This window comes from Bradyrhizobium sp. AZCC 1588, assembly GCF_036924735.1.
Lineage (GTDB): Bacteria > Pseudomonadota > Alphaproteobacteria > Rhizobiales > Xanthobacteraceae > Bradyrhizobium.
In genome coordinates this window covers 2,394,990-2,412,931 of sequence record NZ_JAZHSC010000001.1, presented here as the reverse complement: position 1 = coordinate 2,412,931, position 17,942 = coordinate 2,394,990, and the positions used below count along the sequence as shown (strand labels likewise).

The 17,942-nt window shown below is 62.6% G+C and carries 14 protein-coding genes and 1 pseudogene; 9 read left to right on the top strand and 6 right to left on the bottom strand.

Features of this window, described 5'->3' with window-relative positions:
* Nucleotides 1-137 precede the first annotated feature (137 nt).
* Both V1277_RS11305 and V1277_RS11300 read left to right on the top strand, forming a co-directional pair.
* Complete coding sequence (locus tag V1277_RS11305; protein ID WP_334416213.1) at nt 138-1,919, top strand: acyl-CoA dehydrogenase family protein; 1,782 nt, start codon at nt 138-140, stop codon at nt 1,917-1,919.
* A gap of 51 nt (nt 1,920-1,970) precedes the next feature.
* Nucleotides 1,971-3,059: a Zn-dependent alcohol dehydrogenase gene (locus tag V1277_RS11300; protein WP_028351752.1), complete on the top strand. Its 1,089-nt coding sequence runs from the start codon at nt 1,971-1,973 to the stop codon at nt 3,057-3,059.
* Between the two features lie 100 nt (nt 3,060-3,159).
* Here V1277_RS11300 and V1277_RS11295 read toward each other — a convergent pair whose 3' ends face one another.
* The 4 genes from V1277_RS11295 to V1277_RS11280 form a co-directional block, all read right to left on the bottom strand.
* Complete coding sequence (locus tag V1277_RS11295) at nt 3,160-3,513, bottom strand: nuclear transport factor 2 family protein (RefSeq protein WP_334416212.1); 354 nt, start codon at nt 3,511-3,513, stop codon at nt 3,160-3,162.
* Between the two features lie 38 nt (nt 3,514-3,551).
* Nucleotides 3,552-4,061, bottom strand: coding sequence for a hypothetical protein (locus V1277_RS11290; protein ID WP_334416211.1), 510 nt, complete (start codon nt 4,059-4,061; stop codon nt 3,552-3,554).
* 126 nt (nt 4,062-4,187) lie between these two features.
* Nucleotides 4,188-5,660, bottom strand: coding sequence for an amidase (locus V1277_RS11285; protein WP_334416210.1), 1,473 nt, complete (start codon nt 5,658-5,660; stop codon nt 4,188-4,190).
* Nucleotides 5,661-5,766: 106 nt separating this feature from the next.
* Nucleotides 5,767-6,936 carry an alpha/beta hydrolase gene (locus tag V1277_RS11280; protein WP_334416209.1) on the bottom strand — a complete coding sequence of 390 codons (1,170 nt, stop codon included), beginning with the start codon at nt 6,934-6,936 and terminating at the stop codon, nt 5,767-5,769.
* Between the two features lie 228 nt (nt 6,937-7,164).
* On the opposite strand from V1277_RS11280, the gene V1277_RS11275 reads away from it, so the two are divergent.
* On the top strand, nt 7,165-8,262 hold the full coding sequence (locus tag V1277_RS11275) for an ISAs1 family transposase (RefSeq protein ID WP_334416208.1): 1,098 nt from the start codon (nt 7,165-7,167) through the stop codon (nt 8,260-8,262).
* Between the two features lie 167 nt (nt 8,263-8,429).
* Here the strand turns inward: V1277_RS11275 and V1277_RS11270 are convergent, their stop codons facing one another.
* On the bottom strand, nt 8,430-9,974 hold the full coding sequence (locus V1277_RS11270; RefSeq protein WP_334416207.1) for an acyl-CoA synthetase: 1,545 nt from the start codon (nt 9,972-9,974) through the stop codon (nt 8,430-8,432).
* A 186-nt stretch (nt 9,975-10,160) separates the two neighbouring features.
* Entirely contained in the window at nt 10,161-11,333 is a 1,173-nt protein-coding gene (locus tag V1277_RS11265) for an acetyl-CoA C-acetyltransferase (protein WP_334416206.1), read from the bottom strand.
* Between the two features lie 146 nt (nt 11,334-11,479).
* Between V1277_RS11265 and V1277_RS11260 the strand changes: the two genes are divergently transcribed.
* From V1277_RS11260 to V1277_RS11235, 6 genes and pseudogenes are all read left to right on the top strand, one after another.
* Nucleotides 11,480-12,157 (top strand): TetR family transcriptional regulator, encoded by a 678-nt coding sequence (locus V1277_RS11260; RefSeq protein ID WP_334416205.1) that lies wholly within the window; start codon nt 11,480-11,482, stop codon nt 12,155-12,157.
* 102 nt (nt 12,158-12,259) lie between these two features.
* Entirely contained in the window at nt 12,260-13,018 is a 759-nt protein-coding gene (locus tag V1277_RS11255) for an SDR family NAD(P)-dependent oxidoreductase (RefSeq protein ID WP_334416204.1), read from the top strand.
* Nucleotides 13,019-13,181: 163 nt separating this feature from the next.
* Nucleotides 13,182-13,292: pseudogene (locus V1277_RS11250) on the top strand (enoyl-CoA hydratase/isomerase family protein); the annotation flags it as partial.
* 41 nt (nt 13,293-13,333) lie between these two features.
* Nucleotides 13,334-15,205: an AMP-binding protein gene (locus tag V1277_RS11245; protein WP_334416203.1), complete on the top strand. Its 1,872-nt coding sequence runs from the start codon at nt 13,334-13,336 to the stop codon at nt 15,203-15,205.
* Between the two features lie 157 nt (nt 15,206-15,362).
* Nucleotides 15,363-16,490, top strand: coding sequence for an acyl-CoA dehydrogenase family protein (locus V1277_RS11240; protein ID WP_334416202.1), 1,128 nt, complete (start codon nt 15,363-15,365; stop codon nt 16,488-16,490).
* Between the two features lie 110 nt (nt 16,491-16,600).
* A complete protein-coding gene (locus V1277_RS11235; protein ID WP_334416201.1) occupies nt 16,601-17,848 on the top strand; it encodes an acyl-CoA dehydrogenase in 1,248 nt (415 codons plus the stop codon).
* Nucleotides 17,849-17,942: the final 94 nt, after the last annotated feature.

Below are 17,942 nucleotides of genomic sequence, written 5' to 3'. Positions count from 1 at the left end.
GATTAGGTAAATCTAGGAACCCGATGCCGCCTGGCAATCGGCCGCCATGGGGGCCCTCCAATTATGCTTGTTGACGGGACGTCCGCCCGCGTTATCGATAGTTGACCAATATCGGGCGGAACGAACAAGGGCTAAAAATGCATCCACTCATGCAAGACCGTGCAGCCGCGTCAGCCAATCAGCCGGGATTGCTAGCACCTGATACGACGGGGATGAATTTCTACCGCGCCGATCCGGCGTTGACGGATCTGCTTCGCCTGCATCTGCCCGACGCGCTGTTTCGCCATATCGAGCCGCATCTCGACCGGCTCGGCGAATTGGCCGGCGGCTATCTCGACGAATGCGCACGGCTTGCTGACCGGCACACACCGGTGCTGCACCAGCGCGACAAGTTTGGCCGCGATATCCAGTATATCGAATATCACCCGGCCTATCGCGAGCTGGAAAAAGCCGCGTTCGGCGAGTTCGGCATTCACGCGATGTCGATCCGCAAGGGCATCATGGGCTGGCCGGATAAATACCCCGTCGTCGCCAAGCACGCCTTCACCTTCCTGTTCAACCAGACCGAATTCGGTATGGGCTGTCCGATCAACGTCACGGATGGTTGCGCGAAACTGCTCAACAATTTCGGCAGCGACGCGTTGAAGGCAAAATATCTCGACGGCCTGACCCAGACCGACATGAGCAAGCTTACTCAGGGTGGCCAGTTCATGACCGAGAAGGAAGGCGGCTCCGACGTCGGCACGCTGACGACGCGGGCCGTGCAGGAGGGCGATCACTGGCGGCTCTATGGCGAGAAATGGTTCTGCTCCAATGCCGATGCCAAGGTGGTGATGCTGCTGGCGCGGCCGGAAGGAGCGGGGCCCGGCACGCGCGGCGTCGGCCTGTTCCTGATGCCGCGATATCTCGACGACGGCTCGCAGAATCACTACCGGATCGTCCGCTTGAAAGACAAGCTCGGCACCCGTTCGATGGCGTCGGGTGAAATCAAGTTCGAGGGCGCGATTGCCTACGCCGTCGGCAAGCTCGACCGCGGCTTCGTGCAGATGGCCGAGATGGTGAATTCGTCCAGGCTCTCCAACGGCGTCAAGTCCACCGCGCTGATGCGGCGTGCGCACCATGACGCGATGACGGTCGCGAGAAATCGCGTGGTGTTCGGCCAGAGGATCATCGACCTGCCGCTGGCTCAGCGGCAGTTGATGAAGATCATGTTGCCGACCGAGCAGGCGCTGTCGGTGAGTTTTCTCACGGCCGACGCGCTCGATCGCGCGGAAGCCGGCAGCCAGGATGCTGCTGCGCTGCTGCGCATCCTGACGCCGACGCTGAAATTCCGCGCCACGCGCGATGCACGCAAGGTTTGCGGCGATGCGCTGGAGATGCGCGGCGGCATCGGCTACATCGAGGAGTTTGCCACCGCGCGGCTGCTGCGCGACGCCCATCTCGGCTCGATCTGGGAAGGCACCGGCAACATCGTCGCGATCGATGCGTTGACCCGCGCGGTCGGCCGCCACGGCGCCGACACCGCGCTCGCGGCCGATCTGCACGCCCGCCTCGACGACAGCGCCAACGTGCCGCAGGCCTGGCGCAACCGGCTGCGTGAGCTGACCGACCGCGCGGTCGGCTTTGCCCGCGAGGTAGCCAGCCGCGCCGACAATGAGGGCGATGCACGGCGCGCCACCAGCGTGCTCTACCATGTCGCCAGCGCCGTTGCGCTGGCGTGGGAGGGCGGGCGGATTCACGAGATGCGCGGCGACGCCAGGCGGCTGTTGCTGTCGCGGATGGTGGTCGACCATCGCGTCGCGCCGAGCGACCCGTTCCGGCTTGCGGAAAATGCCACCCAGCGCGCGATATCAGGTCATCTGCTCGGCGAACGCAGCGTCGGTATGGCCGAGGTTGGCGAATTGCTTGTCGCAGCGTAGGCTGCAGCCAGTACTGGTTCAAAAAATAACAGCATTAAAGGGGAAGCACCGATGAAGGCCGCCGTCCTGCATGAAGTCAACCAGCCGCTGGTGATCGAAGAGGTCAGCGTGCCGAATCCCGGCCCGCGCGAAGTCCTGATCCGCACGCGCGTCGCCGGTTTGTGTCATTCCGACCTGCACTTCATGGAAGGGCTCTATCCCCATCCATTGCCTGCTGTGCTTGGTCATGAATCCGCCGGCGTGGTCGAAAAGGTCGGCTCCGACGTCACCTATGTAAAACCCGGCGATCACGTCGTGACCTGTCTTTCGGTGTTCTGCGGCACCTGCGACAACTGTACCACCGGCCGCACCGTGCTCTGCACCGACACGACCGTGAAGATGCTGCCCGGTCAGTCAAACCGGCTGTCCTGGGCGCGTGAGGAGAAGCTTCATCAGTTCCTCAATCTGTCGTCCTTTGCCGAGCAGATGCTGGTGCACGAAAACGCCATCGTCAAAATCCGCAAGGACATGCCGCTGGAGCTCGCGGCCTTGATCGGCTGCGGCGTCATCACCGGCTATGGCGCGGTCGTGAACACCGCAAAAGTGCAGGCCGGCGAAACAGTGGCCGTGATCGGCTGCGGCGGCGTCGGCATGGCCGCGATCAATGGTGCCGCGATCGCCGGTGCCGGCCGCATTATCGCGATCGACACCAATCCGGCCAAGCTGCAGTTGGCTACAAAACTTGGTGCCACCGACATCGTCGATCCCTCCCGCGGCGATGTGGTGCAGCAGGTGCGTGAGCTCACCAATGGTGGCGTTCATCACTCCTTCGAGGTGCTGGGCCGCAAGGAAACCGCCGAGCAGTCATTCGCGATGCTGGCGGCCGGCGGCACCGCGACCATCGTCGGCATGATCCCGTTCGGCCAGAAGATCGAGCTACACGGCTTCGATTTCCTGCGCGAGCGCCGGATTCAGGGATCGTCGATGGGCTCCAACCATTTCCGCGTCGACATGCCCCGCCTGGTCGAGTTCTACATGCGCGGCAAGCTGCATCTGGAGGACTGGATCTCGGCCAAGCTGAAACTCTCCGAAATCAACGAAGGTTTCGCCAACATGAAAGCCGGCAAGACGCTACGCAGCGTGATCGTGTTTGATAGCTGACGACAACGTCGTCATCCCGGGGCGATGCGAAGCATCGAACCCGGGATCTCGAGATTTCGGGTTCAGCCCTGGCGGGCTGCCCCGGAATGACGGCGTTGGTTCACCGCGACACATGCGCCGACACTGCAAGCCACTTGCCATTCTGCTTCGCCCAGCAATCGGTATAACGCCCATGAGCCTGCTGGCCGTCCGGCGTGGTGTAGCTCGTCGCTGCGTGGATGATGGCGAAATCGCCGAGGATTCGGATCTTCACGTCTTCCGCGCGCAGATTCTTGATCGCGACAGGCTTTGCGGTCTGTTGCAGGAACGTGGCGCGATCGACCAGCGACTTGTCGGGATTGGAGCAGCAGAAATCGGCTGCGAGGATTTCGTCAAAGCGCTTGATGTCGGAATTCTGCACGGACGCGACATAGTCGCGGTTGAGCTCTGTCAGCTCGGCGAGGTCGTTGTTCATGATTCCTCCGGTTCTTGTTCGTCACTGCAGAGCGGCTATCACGCTGTTCTCGGCGAGCGTTTGATCACGGCACGGGCGAGCGAGCCAAGCACGTAACCCGCGAGCGAGAAGGCGACGGGCGGCAAGAGCTGCTTGAGATCAAAGATGGCTCGAGACACGAGTTGTTCAAGCGCCGGCGGCACCAGCAGAAGATCCAAGTTCAGGAAAACAAGCGGCGATACCACGAGCAGCGCCAAACGGAGCCGGTGCTTGGCAAAGATGCATAGTACTGCAACGATAACCGCCGTGGCGCTGAACAGGCCATAGGCAATCTCAAAGCCGAGAGCGTGGCGGATGTTGAAAGCAGTGGCCAGCAACAGACCCCAAACAAGGCCGGCGATCAGAAGCGCTGCGTCGTCGATGCGCGAGAAAAGCGGCAGATACCCCAGTGCCAGGAATACCAGGATCGACAGGGTAGGCCAGGCAGCGACAAAGGTGCCATGCATCAGCCCCCACAAGTGGAACGTTGGCCAGCCGAGCGCGGCATAGGCATAGCCAAGCGGCCACATCAGCAGGAAGCCGGCGACGACGGCGATGACGCTTCGAATGAAAGTCCGCATGGCGCTTTCAACGATACCGCTTCACCTCCCGGCGAGGAGATGCGCTTGCGCGCAACTCCCCGGCACGAGGGATCTTCAATCATCAAACATCGGCGGCGGCTTGAAGCCGCCGAATTCGCGCTCGATCAGCTCGGCCAGTCTCAGGGTCGTGCGATCCTCCAGCCACGGCCCGACGATCTGCACGCCGACCGGCAATCCGTCCGGCGAAAAGCCGGTCGGGATCGCGGTGGAGGGCAGACCGGGCAAGGTGGCGATGCCCGGCCACGAAAGCTGATCTGGATAGACGTGCTCCTTGCCGTCGATCTTGATGCGGCGTTTTTCCTGGTCATCGGAATGGTCGTGCGGATAGGCGGGCGTCGGCATGATCGGACAGATCACAGCATCATAGGTCTTGAACAGTTCGCGCCATTGCGCTCGCAGGCGTGCGCGCGCAACGTCGTCCATCAACCAGTTACGATGGCTTTGCGCCATGCCCCGCAGGCGTTCGGCAGCGAGGCTTACATCGCTCTGCGGTAGCGCGGCGGCGGCGGCCTCTGCGCCGGCATAGACTTCCGGCGGGAAGGAGGCGGCGAGGAACGACATCAGCATCCGCATGTAGAGCCGGGATGTCTCCGCAAAGTTCGGCAGCAACGGGCTGTTGCGATCCACCCTGGTGCCGGCCTTTTCGAGGTTGGAGGCGAGCTTGTGGATCGTGCCACGCACCACCTCGTCGGTCGGCATGACCGGGTCGGTATCGACAACCAGCACGCGAAAGTCCTTCAGATCGCCGTGGCGCGGCGGCGGCAGGGCGAGTTTGTAACCCTTGCCGGCCTCGAGCGGATCGGGACCGGCGATGGTGTCGAGCAGCAGCGAGAGATCGGCGGCGCTGCGTGCCATCGGGCCGATCACGGCAAGATCGCGGTCGATCGGCAGCGGCTGGAACGGCGGCGGCGTGTGGCCGCGCCCAGGCACCAGAGCAAACGTCGGTTTGTGCGCGTAGACGCCGCAATGGAACGCCGGCACGCGCAGCGAACCGCCGATGTCTGAGCCCAGCGATAGCGGGCCATAACCCGCCGCGAGCGCGGCCGAGGAGCCGCCGGACGAGCCGCCTGGCGTCCGGCCGAGATCGAACGGGTTGTTGGTGGTGCCGTAGACTTCGTTGTAGCTCTGCCAGTCGCCGAGCCCGAACGGGACATTGGTCTTGCCGAGGATGACGCCGCCGGCGTCCTTGACGCGCGAAATCGACAGCGCGTCTTCCGTCGGCGTGAAATCCTTCTGCGTCGGAAGGCCCCAGGTCGTCGGCAGCCCCGCGATATTGTAGGACTCCTTCACGGTCAGCGGGAGGCCGAGCAGCGGCTTCTTCACGCCGCGCGCCAGTTCGGCGTCGGCGGCGCGGGCGGCCGCAAGGCCACGCTCGAAATCGCGCACGCAAATCGCGTTGATCTTCGCATCGTGCCGCTCGATCCGGCCGATTGCGTCCTCGGCCAGTTCGACGGCCGAGACCTTTTTCGCGGCAAGCGCCGCGGACAATTCAACGGCGGTCTTGAAACTCCATTGCGATTTGGCCAAGGCGTACGCTCCGCTCTGTTTCCGAGTACGGCGCGGATGATGCTCAGTTTGGGCGCGCGCGGCAAGAGCAATAGCTGTACAGCGGTGGTCCTCTCTTGCCGGTACGCTACCGGCTCGCCTTTGTCCTTGCGTCGTCCTTTGCTTCTTGCAGGAATTGCATCAGCAGCCGGCTCACTTCGCCAGGCTGCTCCTGCTGCACCCAGTGGCCGGCGCCGTCGACAAGATGGCAGCCGATCATGTTGGTGCAGGCTTTCGACTGCATCGCCTCATAGACGCCGGGGCGCTGATAGGTGCCCCAGTCCTGCTTGCCCGAGATGAAAGCGGACGGCACGTCGATGGTGCGGCCGGACCATGTCTGCAATTCCGGCACAAAAGCGGCGGAGGTGCCGCAGCGATACCATTGCAGCCCGCCCTGGAATCCGTTGCGCTCGTACTCGGCGCTGTAGAAGGCGAGCTCATTGTCGGGCAGCCATTTGTTGGCGGCGATTTCAGCGGCCGACGGCATTTCCTCGGCAACAGTGGCCGCCATGTCCCTGGCGAGGTCCATCACATAGTAAGTCGGCAGCTTTGCGATCTCTTCCGCGCTCCAGGATTTCAGCGGGTAGGGCTGGTTGGCTTTCCAGTCCGCGCTCTTGTGGTGATAGTAGGCGCGAAGGAAATCATGCACGCCCTGCGGCGCGCGGTGCATGTCGTTGTTCGCTTCGCGCGTCGAGTAATACCATTGGTAATGTTTTCGGGGGCGCGGCAGCGCGGCGAGCTGGCGGTGAATGGGATCATCGACCGGCTTGGCGGGCTCGTGCACCGTGTTGAACGGCAGCGATGGAGGCCCGCCGAACGGAGCGCTCATCATGACGACCGAGCGAAACACGTCGGGCCGTATCAGCGCGCACCAGGCCGCGACCGACGAGCCGAAATCATGCCCGATCACGGCATCGACGCTTGCGTAGCCGAACGCCGACACCAGCCCGAGCGCGTCGCGCACCAGATTGGTGAGGCGGAACGAGGCGAGATCACCGTCGTATTCCGGGTCCCATCCGCTGGTGCGGCCATAGCCGCGCTGGTCCGGCGCGATCACGTGGTAGCCGGCGCCGGCGAGAACCGGCATCACCTTGCGCCAGGAATAGGCGAGTTCGGGAAAGCCGTGCAGGAGCAGGAGGCACGGACGGCCGGGCGTTTCGAAGCCGGCTTCCAGCACGTGCATGCGGAGGCCGTTGATGTTGTCGACGGTGCGGGAGCGGATGGAGGAGGGCAGTGGGATGTCGGGGAGGGTGGGCATTACGTATCCATCGTCATGGCCGGCTCGGCCCGGGTGCACACGTTTCTCTGCTGCGAGATTGTAAAGGCGTGGATGCCTGGGACAAGCCCGGGCATGACGGCTCCGTTCGCGATGTTGTCATATCCTCCCCTGGAGGGGCAGGGGAATCGCATGTTGGATATTGCAACCTGTTGCAAAGTGAGAAGAAAATGATTCTGAAGGTTGCTCCAGATTCGGATGGAGCGGCCCATGAATCGATTTGCCGAGTGCTTTGACGATCTCCCGGACCCGCGGGCCGACAACGCGCTGCATGACCTGACGGAGATCTTGTTCATCGCGCTGATGGCGACATTGTGTGGGGCAACGAGTTGCACCGACATGGCGCTGTTTGCCCGGATGAAGGCCTATCTTTGGCGGGATGTGCTGGTGCTCGAGCACGGCCTGCCGAGCCACGACACCTTCAGTCGGGTGTTCCGGATGCTCGATCCGAAGGCATTTGAAACCGCGTTTCAGAAGTTCATGAAGGCCTTTGCTCAAGGTGCGAAGATCAAGCGGCCGCGCGGGGTGATTGCGCTCGACGGCAAAGCCTTGCGGCGCGGCTATGAGCGCGGCAAGAGCCACATGCCGCCGGTCATGGTAACGGCCTGGGCGGAGCAGACGCGCATGGCGCTCGCCAACGTGCTGGCACCGAACAACAACGAAGCCGATGGCGCCTTGCAGTTGCTTGAACTTCTGCAGCTCAAGGGCTGCGTGGTCACGGCCGACGCCCTGCATTGCCACCGTGCGATGGCCAAGCAGATCGTGGAGCGGGGCGGCGACTATGTGCTGGCGGTGAAGGCAAACCAGCCTGCTCTGTTGGAGGATGCCAAAGCCGCAATCCGCGCCGTCAAACGCGCGGGCAAGACATCGCTCACCACTACCGATGCGCAGCACGGGCGCAACGAGAAGCGCGTCGCGCTGGTTGCGCCGGTTCCCGGCATGGCCAAGAAACACAACTTCCCCGGCCTCAAAGCTGTCGCTCGCATCACCAGCAAGCGTGGCCAGGACGACACGGTCGAGCGCTACTTCCTGATGAGCCGTCTCTACAGCCGAAAAGAAGTTTTGCGCATCGTCCGCGCCCATTGGTCCATCGAAAACGGCCTTCACTGGCCGCTCGACGTTACCCTCGACGAGGACCTTGCCCGCAATCGCAAGGACAACGGACCGGTCAATCTGGCCGTACTCAGGCGCACGGCCCTCAACGTCGCCAGGGCCCATCCAGATACATCGGTCTCCTTGCGCGGTAAGCTCAAGCGCGCCGGATGGAACGATGCCTTCCTCTTCGAACTCCTCGGCCACATGCGATAGCCCTGCCTGGAGGGGGAGGATCGGTTCGCATAAAATGCGAACCGAGGTGGGGTGACAGTCTTTCGTATCGGGCGCTGCCCGTGTTGAGAGATCACCCTACCCCGCCTCACATCTCGCTTCGCTCGCTGTGAGCCGACCCTCCCCCTCCAGGGGAGGGTAAGCGAGCGCTACCCCTTCGTCGCCGCTTTCGGCCAGTACCGGTCGCGCAGGTGGCGCTTCACCAGTTTCCCCGTCGGCGTGCGCGGCAGCTCGGCTTCGAAATCGATGCTCTTCGGGCACTTTATTGGCGACAGATGTTTTCGGCAGAACACGATCAATTCGGCCTCGAGATCCTTGCCGGCTTTTGCCATGTCGTGCGGCTGCACCACGGCCTTGACCTCTTCGCCCATTTCCTCGTTCGGCACGCCGAACACGGCAACGTCGGAGACGGCAGGATGCGTGATCAGCACATCCTCGGTCTCCTGCGGGTAGATGTTCACCCCACCGGAGATGATCATGTAGCTCTTGCGGTCGGTGAGATAGAGATAGCCTTCGGCGTCTAGATAGCCGACGTCGCCGAGCGTCGACCAGCCCTTGGCGTTGTAGGCCTTCTTGGTCTTCTCGGGATCGTTGTGATAGGTGAAGACAGGCGCGTCGGCGAAATAGACCGTGCCGATTTCGCCGGTCGGTCTCTCCTGGTCGTTCTCGTCGAGGATTTTCACCTTGCCGACCACGGCGCGGCCGACGGTGCCGCGATGGGTCAGCCATTGCTGCGAAGTCGAGACGGTGACGCCGTTGCCTTCGGAGCCGGCGTAATATTCGATCAGGATCGGTCCCCACCACTCGATCATCTTCGCTTTCACGTCGACCGGGCAGGGGGCCGCGGCGTGGATCGCGCCTTTCAGCGTCGAGACGTCGTAAGCCGCGCGCACCTCGTCCGGCAGCTTCAGCATGCGCACGAACATGGTCGGCACGAGCTGCGACTGCGTGACCTTGTATTTTTCGACGAGTTTCAGAAATTCCTCGGCGTCGAAATGCTCCATGATGATGGAGGTGCCGCCGAGCGTGATTGCCATCATGTTGAAGCGCAAGGGAGCTGCGTGATAGAGCGGCGCCGGCGATAGATAGATGCTGTCGGACGACATGCCGCACATGTCGGCGCAGAGAATTTTCAACAGCGGGTTTGGCACGTCGATCGCCTTGCCCTCGAACTCCTTCTTGATGCCCTTGGGCCGGCCGGTGGTGCCGGACGAATACAGCATGTCGTAGCCGGCGACCTCATCCGCAATCGGCGTCACCGGCATCGCGATCGCTTCCTTGTCCCAGGAGCGGAATCCCGGCGCGGGCTCGTCGACCATGAAGAACAGCGGTTCGCCCGGCTCGCCCTTGATCAAGCCTTTGGCTTTGTCGGCGCATTGCGGCGTGGTGATAAGAACCTTGGCGCCGCAATCCTTCACGATATAGGCGATCTCCTCCTCGGTGAGGTAGCGGCTGATCGCGGTATAATAGAGCCCGGAACGCTGCGCGGCCCAGCAGATTTCCATGAACGCCAGGCGGTTTTCCATCAGGAACGCGATGTGGTCGCCGGCCCTCAGCCCGAGCTTGCGGAACAGTTGCGCGCCCTGGTTCGATAGCTCGTCAAGCTCGCGATAAGTGATCGCCTTGCCGGTCCCGGCCATCTGGTAGGCGATCTTGTTCGGCGTGTTGCGGGCGTGGATGGAGGGATGGGACACAAACGTTTCCTCGGGTGATGCGTCGTCCTTGCGAACGCAGGGACCCATGACCACAGTTTTGATTTGTTGAAGGGAGCTGGAGCTCCAGCTCAGCATAACCACAAACACCTGTGGTTATGGGTCCCGGCTCAAGGCCGGGACGACACCTATTGTGCGGACGCTTCTAACGGTCCTATCGCCGCTTTCTTAAAGCCTTTCCACAATCGTCACGTTCGCCATGCCGCCGCCTTCGCACATGGTCTGCAGGCCGTAGCGCTTGTTGTTCTGTTTCAGCGCATTGACCAGCGTGGTCATCAGCTTGGTGCCGGAGCCGCCGAGCGGATGGCCGAGCGCGATCGCGCCGCCATTGACGTTGAGCCGTTCGGGATCGGCGCCCGTCGTCTTCAGCCACGCCACCGGCACCGCCGCGAAGGCTTCGTTGACCTCGAACAGGTCGATGTCGTTGATCGACATGCCGGCCTTTTCCAGCGCCCGCTTGGTGGCGTGCAGCGGCGCATCCAGCATGATCACGGGATCGCCGCCCATCATGGTCATGTGATGGATGCGCGCCAACGGCTTTACGCCGAGCGACTTCAGGCCCTTCTCGTTGACCACCAGCACGCCGGAGGCGCCGTCGCAAATCTGGCTGGCGCTGGCGGCGGTGTGCTTACCGTTCTCGGCGATCAGCTTGACGCCCCTGATGCCGTCGAGGCTGGCGTCGAAGCGGATGCCTTCGTCGATATGGTGGGTGTCAGTCGAGTTGTCGGCGCGGGTGATCTGCAGCGGAACGATTTCATCCCTAAACTTGCCGGCTTGCGTCGCGGCAATCGCGCGCTGATGACTGTTGTAGGAGTATTCGTCGAGCTGGTCCTTGGAGAGCCCATACTTCTCCGCCATCATTTCCGCGCCGGTGAACTGGCTGAACACGATGTTCGGATATTTCGCCTCGATGCCCGGGCTCTTGTAATGACCAAAACCGTTCTTGGCCGGCAGCGACGAAGCAAGCCCCATCGGCACCCGCGTCATCGATTCCACGCCGGCGGCGATCACGATGTCCATCGAGCCGGCCATCACCGCCTGCGCCGCAAAGTGCAGCGCCTGCTGCGAGGAGCCGCACTGCCGGTCGACCGAGGTGGCGGGCACGCTCTCGGGCAGCTTCGAGGCCATCACCGCGTTGCGCGCGACGTTGTTGGATTGCTCGCCGGCCTGCATCACGCAGCCCATGATCACGTCCTCGATCTGGGCCGGGTCGACACCGGTGCGGTCGACCAGCGAATTGAGCACGGAAGCGGCGAGATCGGCCGGGTGCCAGCCTGCGAGACGTCCGCCCTTGCGGCCGCCGGCAGTGCGTGCGGCGGCGACGATATAGGCCTCGGCCATGTCTGTTCTCCCTGAATGTTGTTTGTGGCTTGGAAAGATGGGCCGGATTTAAGGGGGGCTGCGGGATTTAGTCAATCAATCAATTAACTCTTGAGTGCAACCGCGGCATGCGCTTATGTGCGGCCAGATTTCCCGCCCTCAGCGTGATGGGATCACCGTTGAATACCAGTGTACCGACCAGGCTCCCGAGCGGCAAAAATACCACCGCCGAGAAGCTGCTTGTGGCGGCGAGCGAGCTGATGATCGAGCGCGCCTCGATCGAGGTGTCGCTGTCCGACATCGCGCAGAAGTCGGGCGTCAATGCCGCGCTGGTAAAATACCATTTTGGCAACAAGGACGGGCTGTTGCTGGCGCTTCTGGCGCGGGACGCCGCGACCGAGATGTCGCAGCTCGAATATCTGATCAGCCAACCGATCTCGCCGACGGCAAAGCTGCGCCTGCATATCGGCGGCATCATCCGCGCCTATCACCAGTTCCCCTACATGAACCGGCTGATCCATTATCTCCTGCACGAGAGCAGCCCGGAAGCGGCCGACGAAGTCTCGCAATTCTTCGTCGCGCCCTTGCTGGATTTTCATCGCCGCCTGCTCGCGGAGGGCGTCAAGGCCGGCGAATTCCGAAATATCGATCCGGTGCTGTTCTACACCAGCCTGATCGGCGCGTGCGATCACCTGTTCTTCGGCCGCCACGCGATGTCGCGCGCGACCGGGGTCGGTCCGGTCACCGACGAAGTCTGCCGCGACTACATCAAGCATATGGAAGCGCTGATCTGCGGCGGCATGCTGGAAGAAGGGAAGGGGCGAATAGCGAGTAGCGAATGTTGACGGGCGAATAGCGAGTAGCGAATGGCGAATGGATTTCTATTCGCCACTCCCTATTCGCCATTCGCCAACTAGAGAAGAAACATCCAAGGACAGGTAGTTACAATGCAGTTGAAAGACGTTGCCGTTCTCATCACCGGCGGTGGCTCCGGCTTAGGGGCCGCGACCGCCCGCGCGATGGCCGCCAAGGGTGCCAAGATCGGCGTGCTCGACCAGAACAAGGAGAATGCCGAGAAGGTCGCGGCCGAAGTGAAGGGCGTAGCCCTTCATGCCGACGTCACCAGCGAGGAGCAGATGAAGGCGGCGATCGCCAAGGCGGAAGCAGCTCATGGTATCGCGCGCGTGCTGATGAACTGCGCCGGCATCGGCGGCTCGCAGCGCGTGGTCGGCAAGGACGGCGTCTATCCCCTGGAAAAGTTCGTCCGCATCGTCAACGTCAATCTGATCGGCACCTTCAACGCGCTGCGCCTGTTCTCCGAACGGCTTGCCACCGAGGCCCCAATCGGCGAGGAGCGCGGCGTCATCATCAACACCGCATCCGTTGCGGCCTATGAAGGCCAGATCGGACAGATCGCATACTCGGCCTCGAAGGGCGGCATCGTCGGCCTCACTTTGCCGGCGGCGCGCGATCTCGCGAGCCTGAAGATCCGCGTCAACACGATTGCCCCCGGCATCTTCTTCACGCCGCTGCTGATGGGCTTGAACGAGGAAGCCCGCAAGAGCCTTGGCGCCCAGGTGCCGCATCCGGCCCGCCTTGGCGAGCCCGACGAATATGGTGCACTTGCCGTACACATTGTCGAGAACGCGATGCTCAATGGCGAGACCATCCGCCTCGACGGCGCCATCCGCATGGCGCCGCGGTAAGGGCGGCTTCCCTTCTCCCCTTGTGGGAGAAGGTGGCTTCGCGAAGCGAAGACGGATGAGGGGTTCTCTCCGGCTGGCAACCCCTCACCGAATCGAATGCACGGCTGATGCCGATGTAGCCCTCTCCCACAAGGGGAGAGGGCGCAGCAATGCGCGCCGCAACGTGATCGCGATGGAAGACCGCAATCAGGTGCTGTGCAGCCGCTCGGAAGATTTCAACGAAGGCATCAGGGCCTTTCTCGAAAAGCGAAAGCCTGTCTATATCAGGCGATGACCACAAGATCCGCAAAGGACAAGAATTCCGGGAGACGCAATATGAGTGGGAGTGCAGCAAAGGTGCTGACCAAGCCGGCCTTCCGCAAGATCGAATGGCTGCCGCGCGACATCGTGGTGGAGCGCCATCCCGATGGCGTCATCATTCTTAAGTCGCGCATTCCGCTGCAACCCTACGAGAAGCATATTCCGGCGTCGCTTTCGAAATGGGCGAAGCAGGCGCCCGAGCGCATCTGGTTGGCGCAGCGCGCGGGGCCGGACCGGCAATGGCGCAAGGTCTGCTATGGCGAAGCCAAGCGCATCGTCGATGGGTTGACGCAGGGGCTTCTCAATCTCGGCCTCGACGAGGGCCGTCCCGTTGCGATCCTCTCGGGCAATTCGATCGAGCACGCACTAATGACGCAGGCCGCGATGCAGGCCCGCTTGCCGGCCGCGCCGGTGTCGCCGGCCTATTCGCTGATGAGCCAGGATCATCTCAAGCTCAAATATCTCTTCAACCTGATCAAGCCTGCGGTCGTGATGGTGCAGGACGGTCCGACCTTTGAGAAGGCGCTCAGGGCGATCGACCTGGCCGACGTCACTGTGGTTCACGTCGCGCGACCCTGCGAAGGCATCAAGAGCGTGTCGTTTGCCGAGCTCGCGGCAACGCCGGCTACCAAAGATGTCGAAGACTCGATTTCAAAGATCACGCCGAAAACCATCGGCAAGCTCTTGTTCACCTCGGGCTCGACCGGCATGCCGAAGGCCGTCATCAACACGCAGGAGATGATGTGCGCCAACGCGGCAATGATGATGCAGGTGCGCCCGCGCAACCCGAACGGGCCGGTTTCCACTTATCTCGACTGGATGCCCTGGAATCACACCATGGGCGGCAATGCGCTGTTCAACCCGGCGCTGATCGACGGCGGCACGCTCTACATCGACGACGGCCGCCCGATGCCCGGTCAGTTCGAGGAGACCATCCGCAATCTGCACGAGATCTCACCGACCTATTACGCCAACGTCCCCGCCGGCTATGCCGCGCTCGCTGCCGCCATGGAAAAGGACGACGCGCTGTGCCGCAGCTTCTTCAAGAATTTGACCGTGATGGCCTATGGCGGTGCGCGGCTGCCGGACGATCTTTACGACCGCATGCAGGTGCTGGCGGTGAAGACCACCGGCGAGCGCATCGTGTTCTACACCGGCTGGGGTTCGACCGAGACCGCGCCGACCTCGACCGGCACCTATTGGGACACCGAGCGCGTCGGCCTGATCGGCCTGCCGTTTCCCGGCGTCGAGCTGAAGATGGTGCCGTGCGGCTCCAAATACGAATTGCGCCTGCGCGGCATCAATGTCACGCCGGGCTATTTCGGCCAGCCTGAATTGACGAAGAAGATGTTCGACGAGGAAGGTTTCTACTGCATCGGCGACGCCGGCGTGTTCGTCGATGACAACGATCCGCTGCAGGGCATCATCTTCGCCGGCCGCGTGGTCGAGGACTTCAAGCTCACGACCGGCACCTTTGTCCATGTCGGTTCATTGCGCACCGATGCCATCGCGGCCGCGACGCCTGTGGTGCACGACGCGCTGGTCACGGGACAGGACCGTCCATTCATCGGACTTTTGGCCTGGCCCAATCTGCACGCTTGCCGGCAGATCGTGGGGAATCCCGATGCGACGTTCGAAGAGGTGGTCAAGCATCCCCAGGTGATCGCCTGCCTGAAGCGTGGCTTGGAAGCGCATAACGCGTCTGCCACCGGCAGCAGCATGCGGATTGCGCGCGCCATGCTGATGGCCGAGCCGCCCTCGATCGACGGCAATGAACTCACCGACAAGGGCTACATCAACCAACGCGCCGGCCTCGAACGCCGCGCCGCGCTGGTGGAGAAGCTGTATGCCGACAAGCCGGGAGACGACGTGATTGTGCTGCAATGAAACGACGCTCTCTCCACTCGTCATTCCGGGGCGCGCGAAGCGCGAACCCGGAATCTCGAGATTCTCAGGTGCGCAATTGCGCACCATAGTTCGAGGCTGTGCATCGCCCCGGAATGACAGCGAACAAATAACACGAAAGCAACTGAGGTAGGCCGCCATGAACTTCGATTTCTCCGACGAACAAAAACAGATGCGCGACGCCGCGCGGAAATTTCTCACTGAGAAGTGCCCGCCGAAGGCCGTGCGCGAGGTGCTCGACGGCAAGGCGCCGTATGACAAGGAATTGTGGAACGGCCTCGCCGAAATGGGCTTCCTCGGCGTCGCAATTCCCGAACAGTTCGGCGGTGCCGGCGCGGGCCATCTCGAGCTTTGCGTGATCGCGGAGGAAATGGGCCGCGCGAATGCGCCGGTGCCGTTCTCCTCCACCGTCTATCTTGCCGCCGAGGCGCTGCTGCTGGCTGGCTCCGATGCGCAGAAGCAGAAATGGCTGCCGAAGATCGCTTCCGGTGAGGCAATCGGCACGCTGGCGCTGTTCGAAGGCAAGGGAAATCCGTCGCCGAAGGCGATCAAGCTGCAGGCTTCCGGCGGCACGCTTAACGGCGTCAAGAAGCCGGTGCCGGATGGCGCGATTGCCGATTTCGCCATCGTCGCCGCGCGCACCGGTTCGACCGGTCGCGATTCCGATATCTCGCTGTTCCTGGTCGACCTCAAGGCCGGCGGCGTCGAGGCGAAGCCGCTGACCAGTATCGATCCGACGCGCGGGCAAGCCGAACTCACCTTCACGAAAGCCAAGGCCGAACCGCTGGGAGAGGCGGGCGACGGCTGGAGCATCCTCACGCAAGTGCTCGACCGCGCCGCGGTGCTGCTCGCGTTCGAGCAGGTCGGCGGCTCCGACCGCGCGCTGGAAATGGGCCGCGACTACGCGCTCGACCGTATCGCGTTCGGCCGGCCGATCGGCTCGTTCCAGGCGGTGAAGCACATGCTTGCCGACATGTATGTCTCGGCGACGCTGGCGCGCTCGAATTGCTACTACGGCGCCTGGGCGCTCTCGACCAATGCGTCGGAATTGCCAGAGGCCGCAGCGGCTGCGCGCATCAGCGCGACGCAGGCGTTCCAGCACTGCTCCAAGAACAACATCCAGGTTCACGGCGGCATGGGTTTCACCTGGGAGTTCGACTGCCACATGTACTACCGCCGCGCCAACGCCACTGCGCTGACGCTCGGCAGCCTGTCGTACTGGGAAGATCAGTTGATCGACCGCATGCGCAAGAAGAACGCGGCGTAACGTAACGAACGTCATTCCGGGGCGATGCGAAGCATCGAACCCGGAATCTCGAGATTCCGGATCGACCCGCTTCGCGGCTCGTCCGGAATGACGGACGAGAGGATTGAAACATGAACTTCGACGACACCCCGCAGGAAGCCGCATTCCGCGCTGAAGCCAAAGCGTGGATACAAGCCAACGCACCGAAGCAGCACGAGGAAGAACTTCGAAAATCCTCGCTCGGCCGCACCGTGCTGAAAGGCGCCAACATTCTCGAGGTCGCAAAGGCCTGGCAGAAGAAGAAGGCCGATGCCGGCTGGGCCTGCCTGCACTGGCCGAAGGAATATGGCGGCCGCGGCGCCTCGCCGATCGAGCGGGTGATCTGGCAGCAGGAAGAGGGGCCGTTTGGGAAGCTCAGCGGCATGTTCATCATCGGCCATGGCATGTGCGGCCCGACCATGATGGCCTATGCTGGCGAGGAGCAGAAACGCAAATATCTGCCGCCGCTTGCCTCCGGCGAAAAAATCTGGTGCCAGCTATTCTCCGAGCCCGCCGGCGGCTCCGATGTCGCCGGGCTTCGCACCCGTGCCGAGAAGAAGGGCGACGACTGGATCATCAACGGCCAGAAGATCTGGACCTCGGGCGCGCACTATTCCGATTACGGCATCCTGCTGACGCGCACCGATCCCAATGTGCCCAAGCACAAGGGCTTGACGATGTTCTTCCTGGACATGAAGAGCCCGGGCGTCGAGGTGCGGCCGATCAAGCAGGCCAGCGGCCAGTCCGACTTCAACGAGGTCTATTTTACCGACGTGAAGATCCCGGACTCGCAGCGACTTGGCGCCGTCAATGACGGCTGGAACGTCTCGCTGACCACGCTGATGAACGAGCGCATGTCGATCGGCGCCGGCGTCTCGACAGGCTTCCCGGAACTGTTCGAGTTCTGCAACAGCCTGATGCTGGAAGACGGCCCCGCAATCGAGGATCGTAGCGTTCGTTCAAGGCTGGCGAACTACGCGGTGAAGGCGAGCGGCCTGAGATACACCAGCATGCGCGCGATCTCGGCGCTCTCGAAGGGCGAGCGTCCCGGTCCGGAAAATTCCATCGGCAAGTTGGTCGCGGGATCGATGGTCCAGGAGGTCGCGATGTACGCGCTCGACCTGCAGGGCTCTGCCGGCGTGCTGAGCGGACCGGAAGACGCCGAAGTTGCCGGCAAATTCCAGGCGATGCTGCTGCGCGCGCCGGGCACCCGCGTCGAAGGCGGTACCGACGAGATCATGCGCAACATTATCGCCGAGCGCGTGCTTGGTTTGCCCGGCGACATCCGGGTCGACAAGGACGTGCCGTTCAACCAGATCCCGACCAAGGGAAGGACGTAGTTTTCGTCATTCCGGGGCGCGCGTCAGCGCGAACTATGGTGCGCAATTGCGCACCTGAGAATCCAGAAGTTATCGATCGAGATTCCGGGTTCAT

What these genes read in the sequence shown, in the direction of transcription:
- V1277_RS11305 (WP_334416213.1), top strand. Translation starts at nt 138, where the DNA reads ATGCATCCACTCATGCAAGACCGTGCAGCCGCGTCAGCCAATCAGCCG.
- V1277_RS11300 (WP_028351752.1), top strand. Translation starts at nt 1,971, where the DNA reads ATGAAGGCCGCCGTCCTGCATGAAGTCAACCAGCCGCTGGTGATCGAA.
- V1277_RS11295 (WP_334416212.1), bottom strand. Translation starts at nt 3,513, where the DNA reads ATGAACAACGACCTCGCCGAGCTGACAGAGCTCAACCGCGACTATGTC.
- V1277_RS11290 (WP_334416211.1), bottom strand. Translation starts at nt 4,061, where the DNA reads ATGTGGCCGCTTGGCTATGCCTATGCCGCGCTCGGCTGGCCAACGTTC.
- V1277_RS11280 (WP_334416209.1), bottom strand. Translation starts at nt 6,936, where the DNA reads ATGCCCACCCTCCCCGACATCCCACTGCCCTCCTCCATCCGCTCCCGC.
- V1277_RS11275 (WP_334416208.1), top strand. Translation starts at nt 7,165, where the DNA reads ATGAATCGATTTGCCGAGTGCTTTGACGATCTCCCGGACCCGCGGGCC.
- V1277_RS11265 (WP_334416206.1), bottom strand. Translation starts at nt 11,333, where the DNA reads ATGGCCGAGGCCTATATCGTCGCCGCCGCACGCACTGCCGGCGGCCGC.
- V1277_RS11260 (WP_334416205.1), top strand. Translation starts at nt 11,480, where the DNA reads ATGGGATCACCGTTGAATACCAGTGTACCGACCAGGCTCCCGAGCGGC.
- V1277_RS11255 (WP_334416204.1), top strand. Translation starts at nt 12,260, where the DNA reads ATGCAGTTGAAAGACGTTGCCGTTCTCATCACCGGCGGTGGCTCCGGC.
- V1277_RS11245 (WP_334416203.1), top strand. Translation starts at nt 13,334, where the DNA reads ATGAGTGGGAGTGCAGCAAAGGTGCTGACCAAGCCGGCCTTCCGCAAG.
- V1277_RS11240 (WP_334416202.1), top strand. Translation starts at nt 15,363, where the DNA reads ATGAACTTCGATTTCTCCGACGAACAAAAACAGATGCGCGACGCCGCG.
- V1277_RS11235 (WP_334416201.1), top strand. Translation starts at nt 16,601, where the DNA reads ATGAACTTCGACGACACCCCGCAGGAAGCCGCATTCCGCGCTGAAGCC.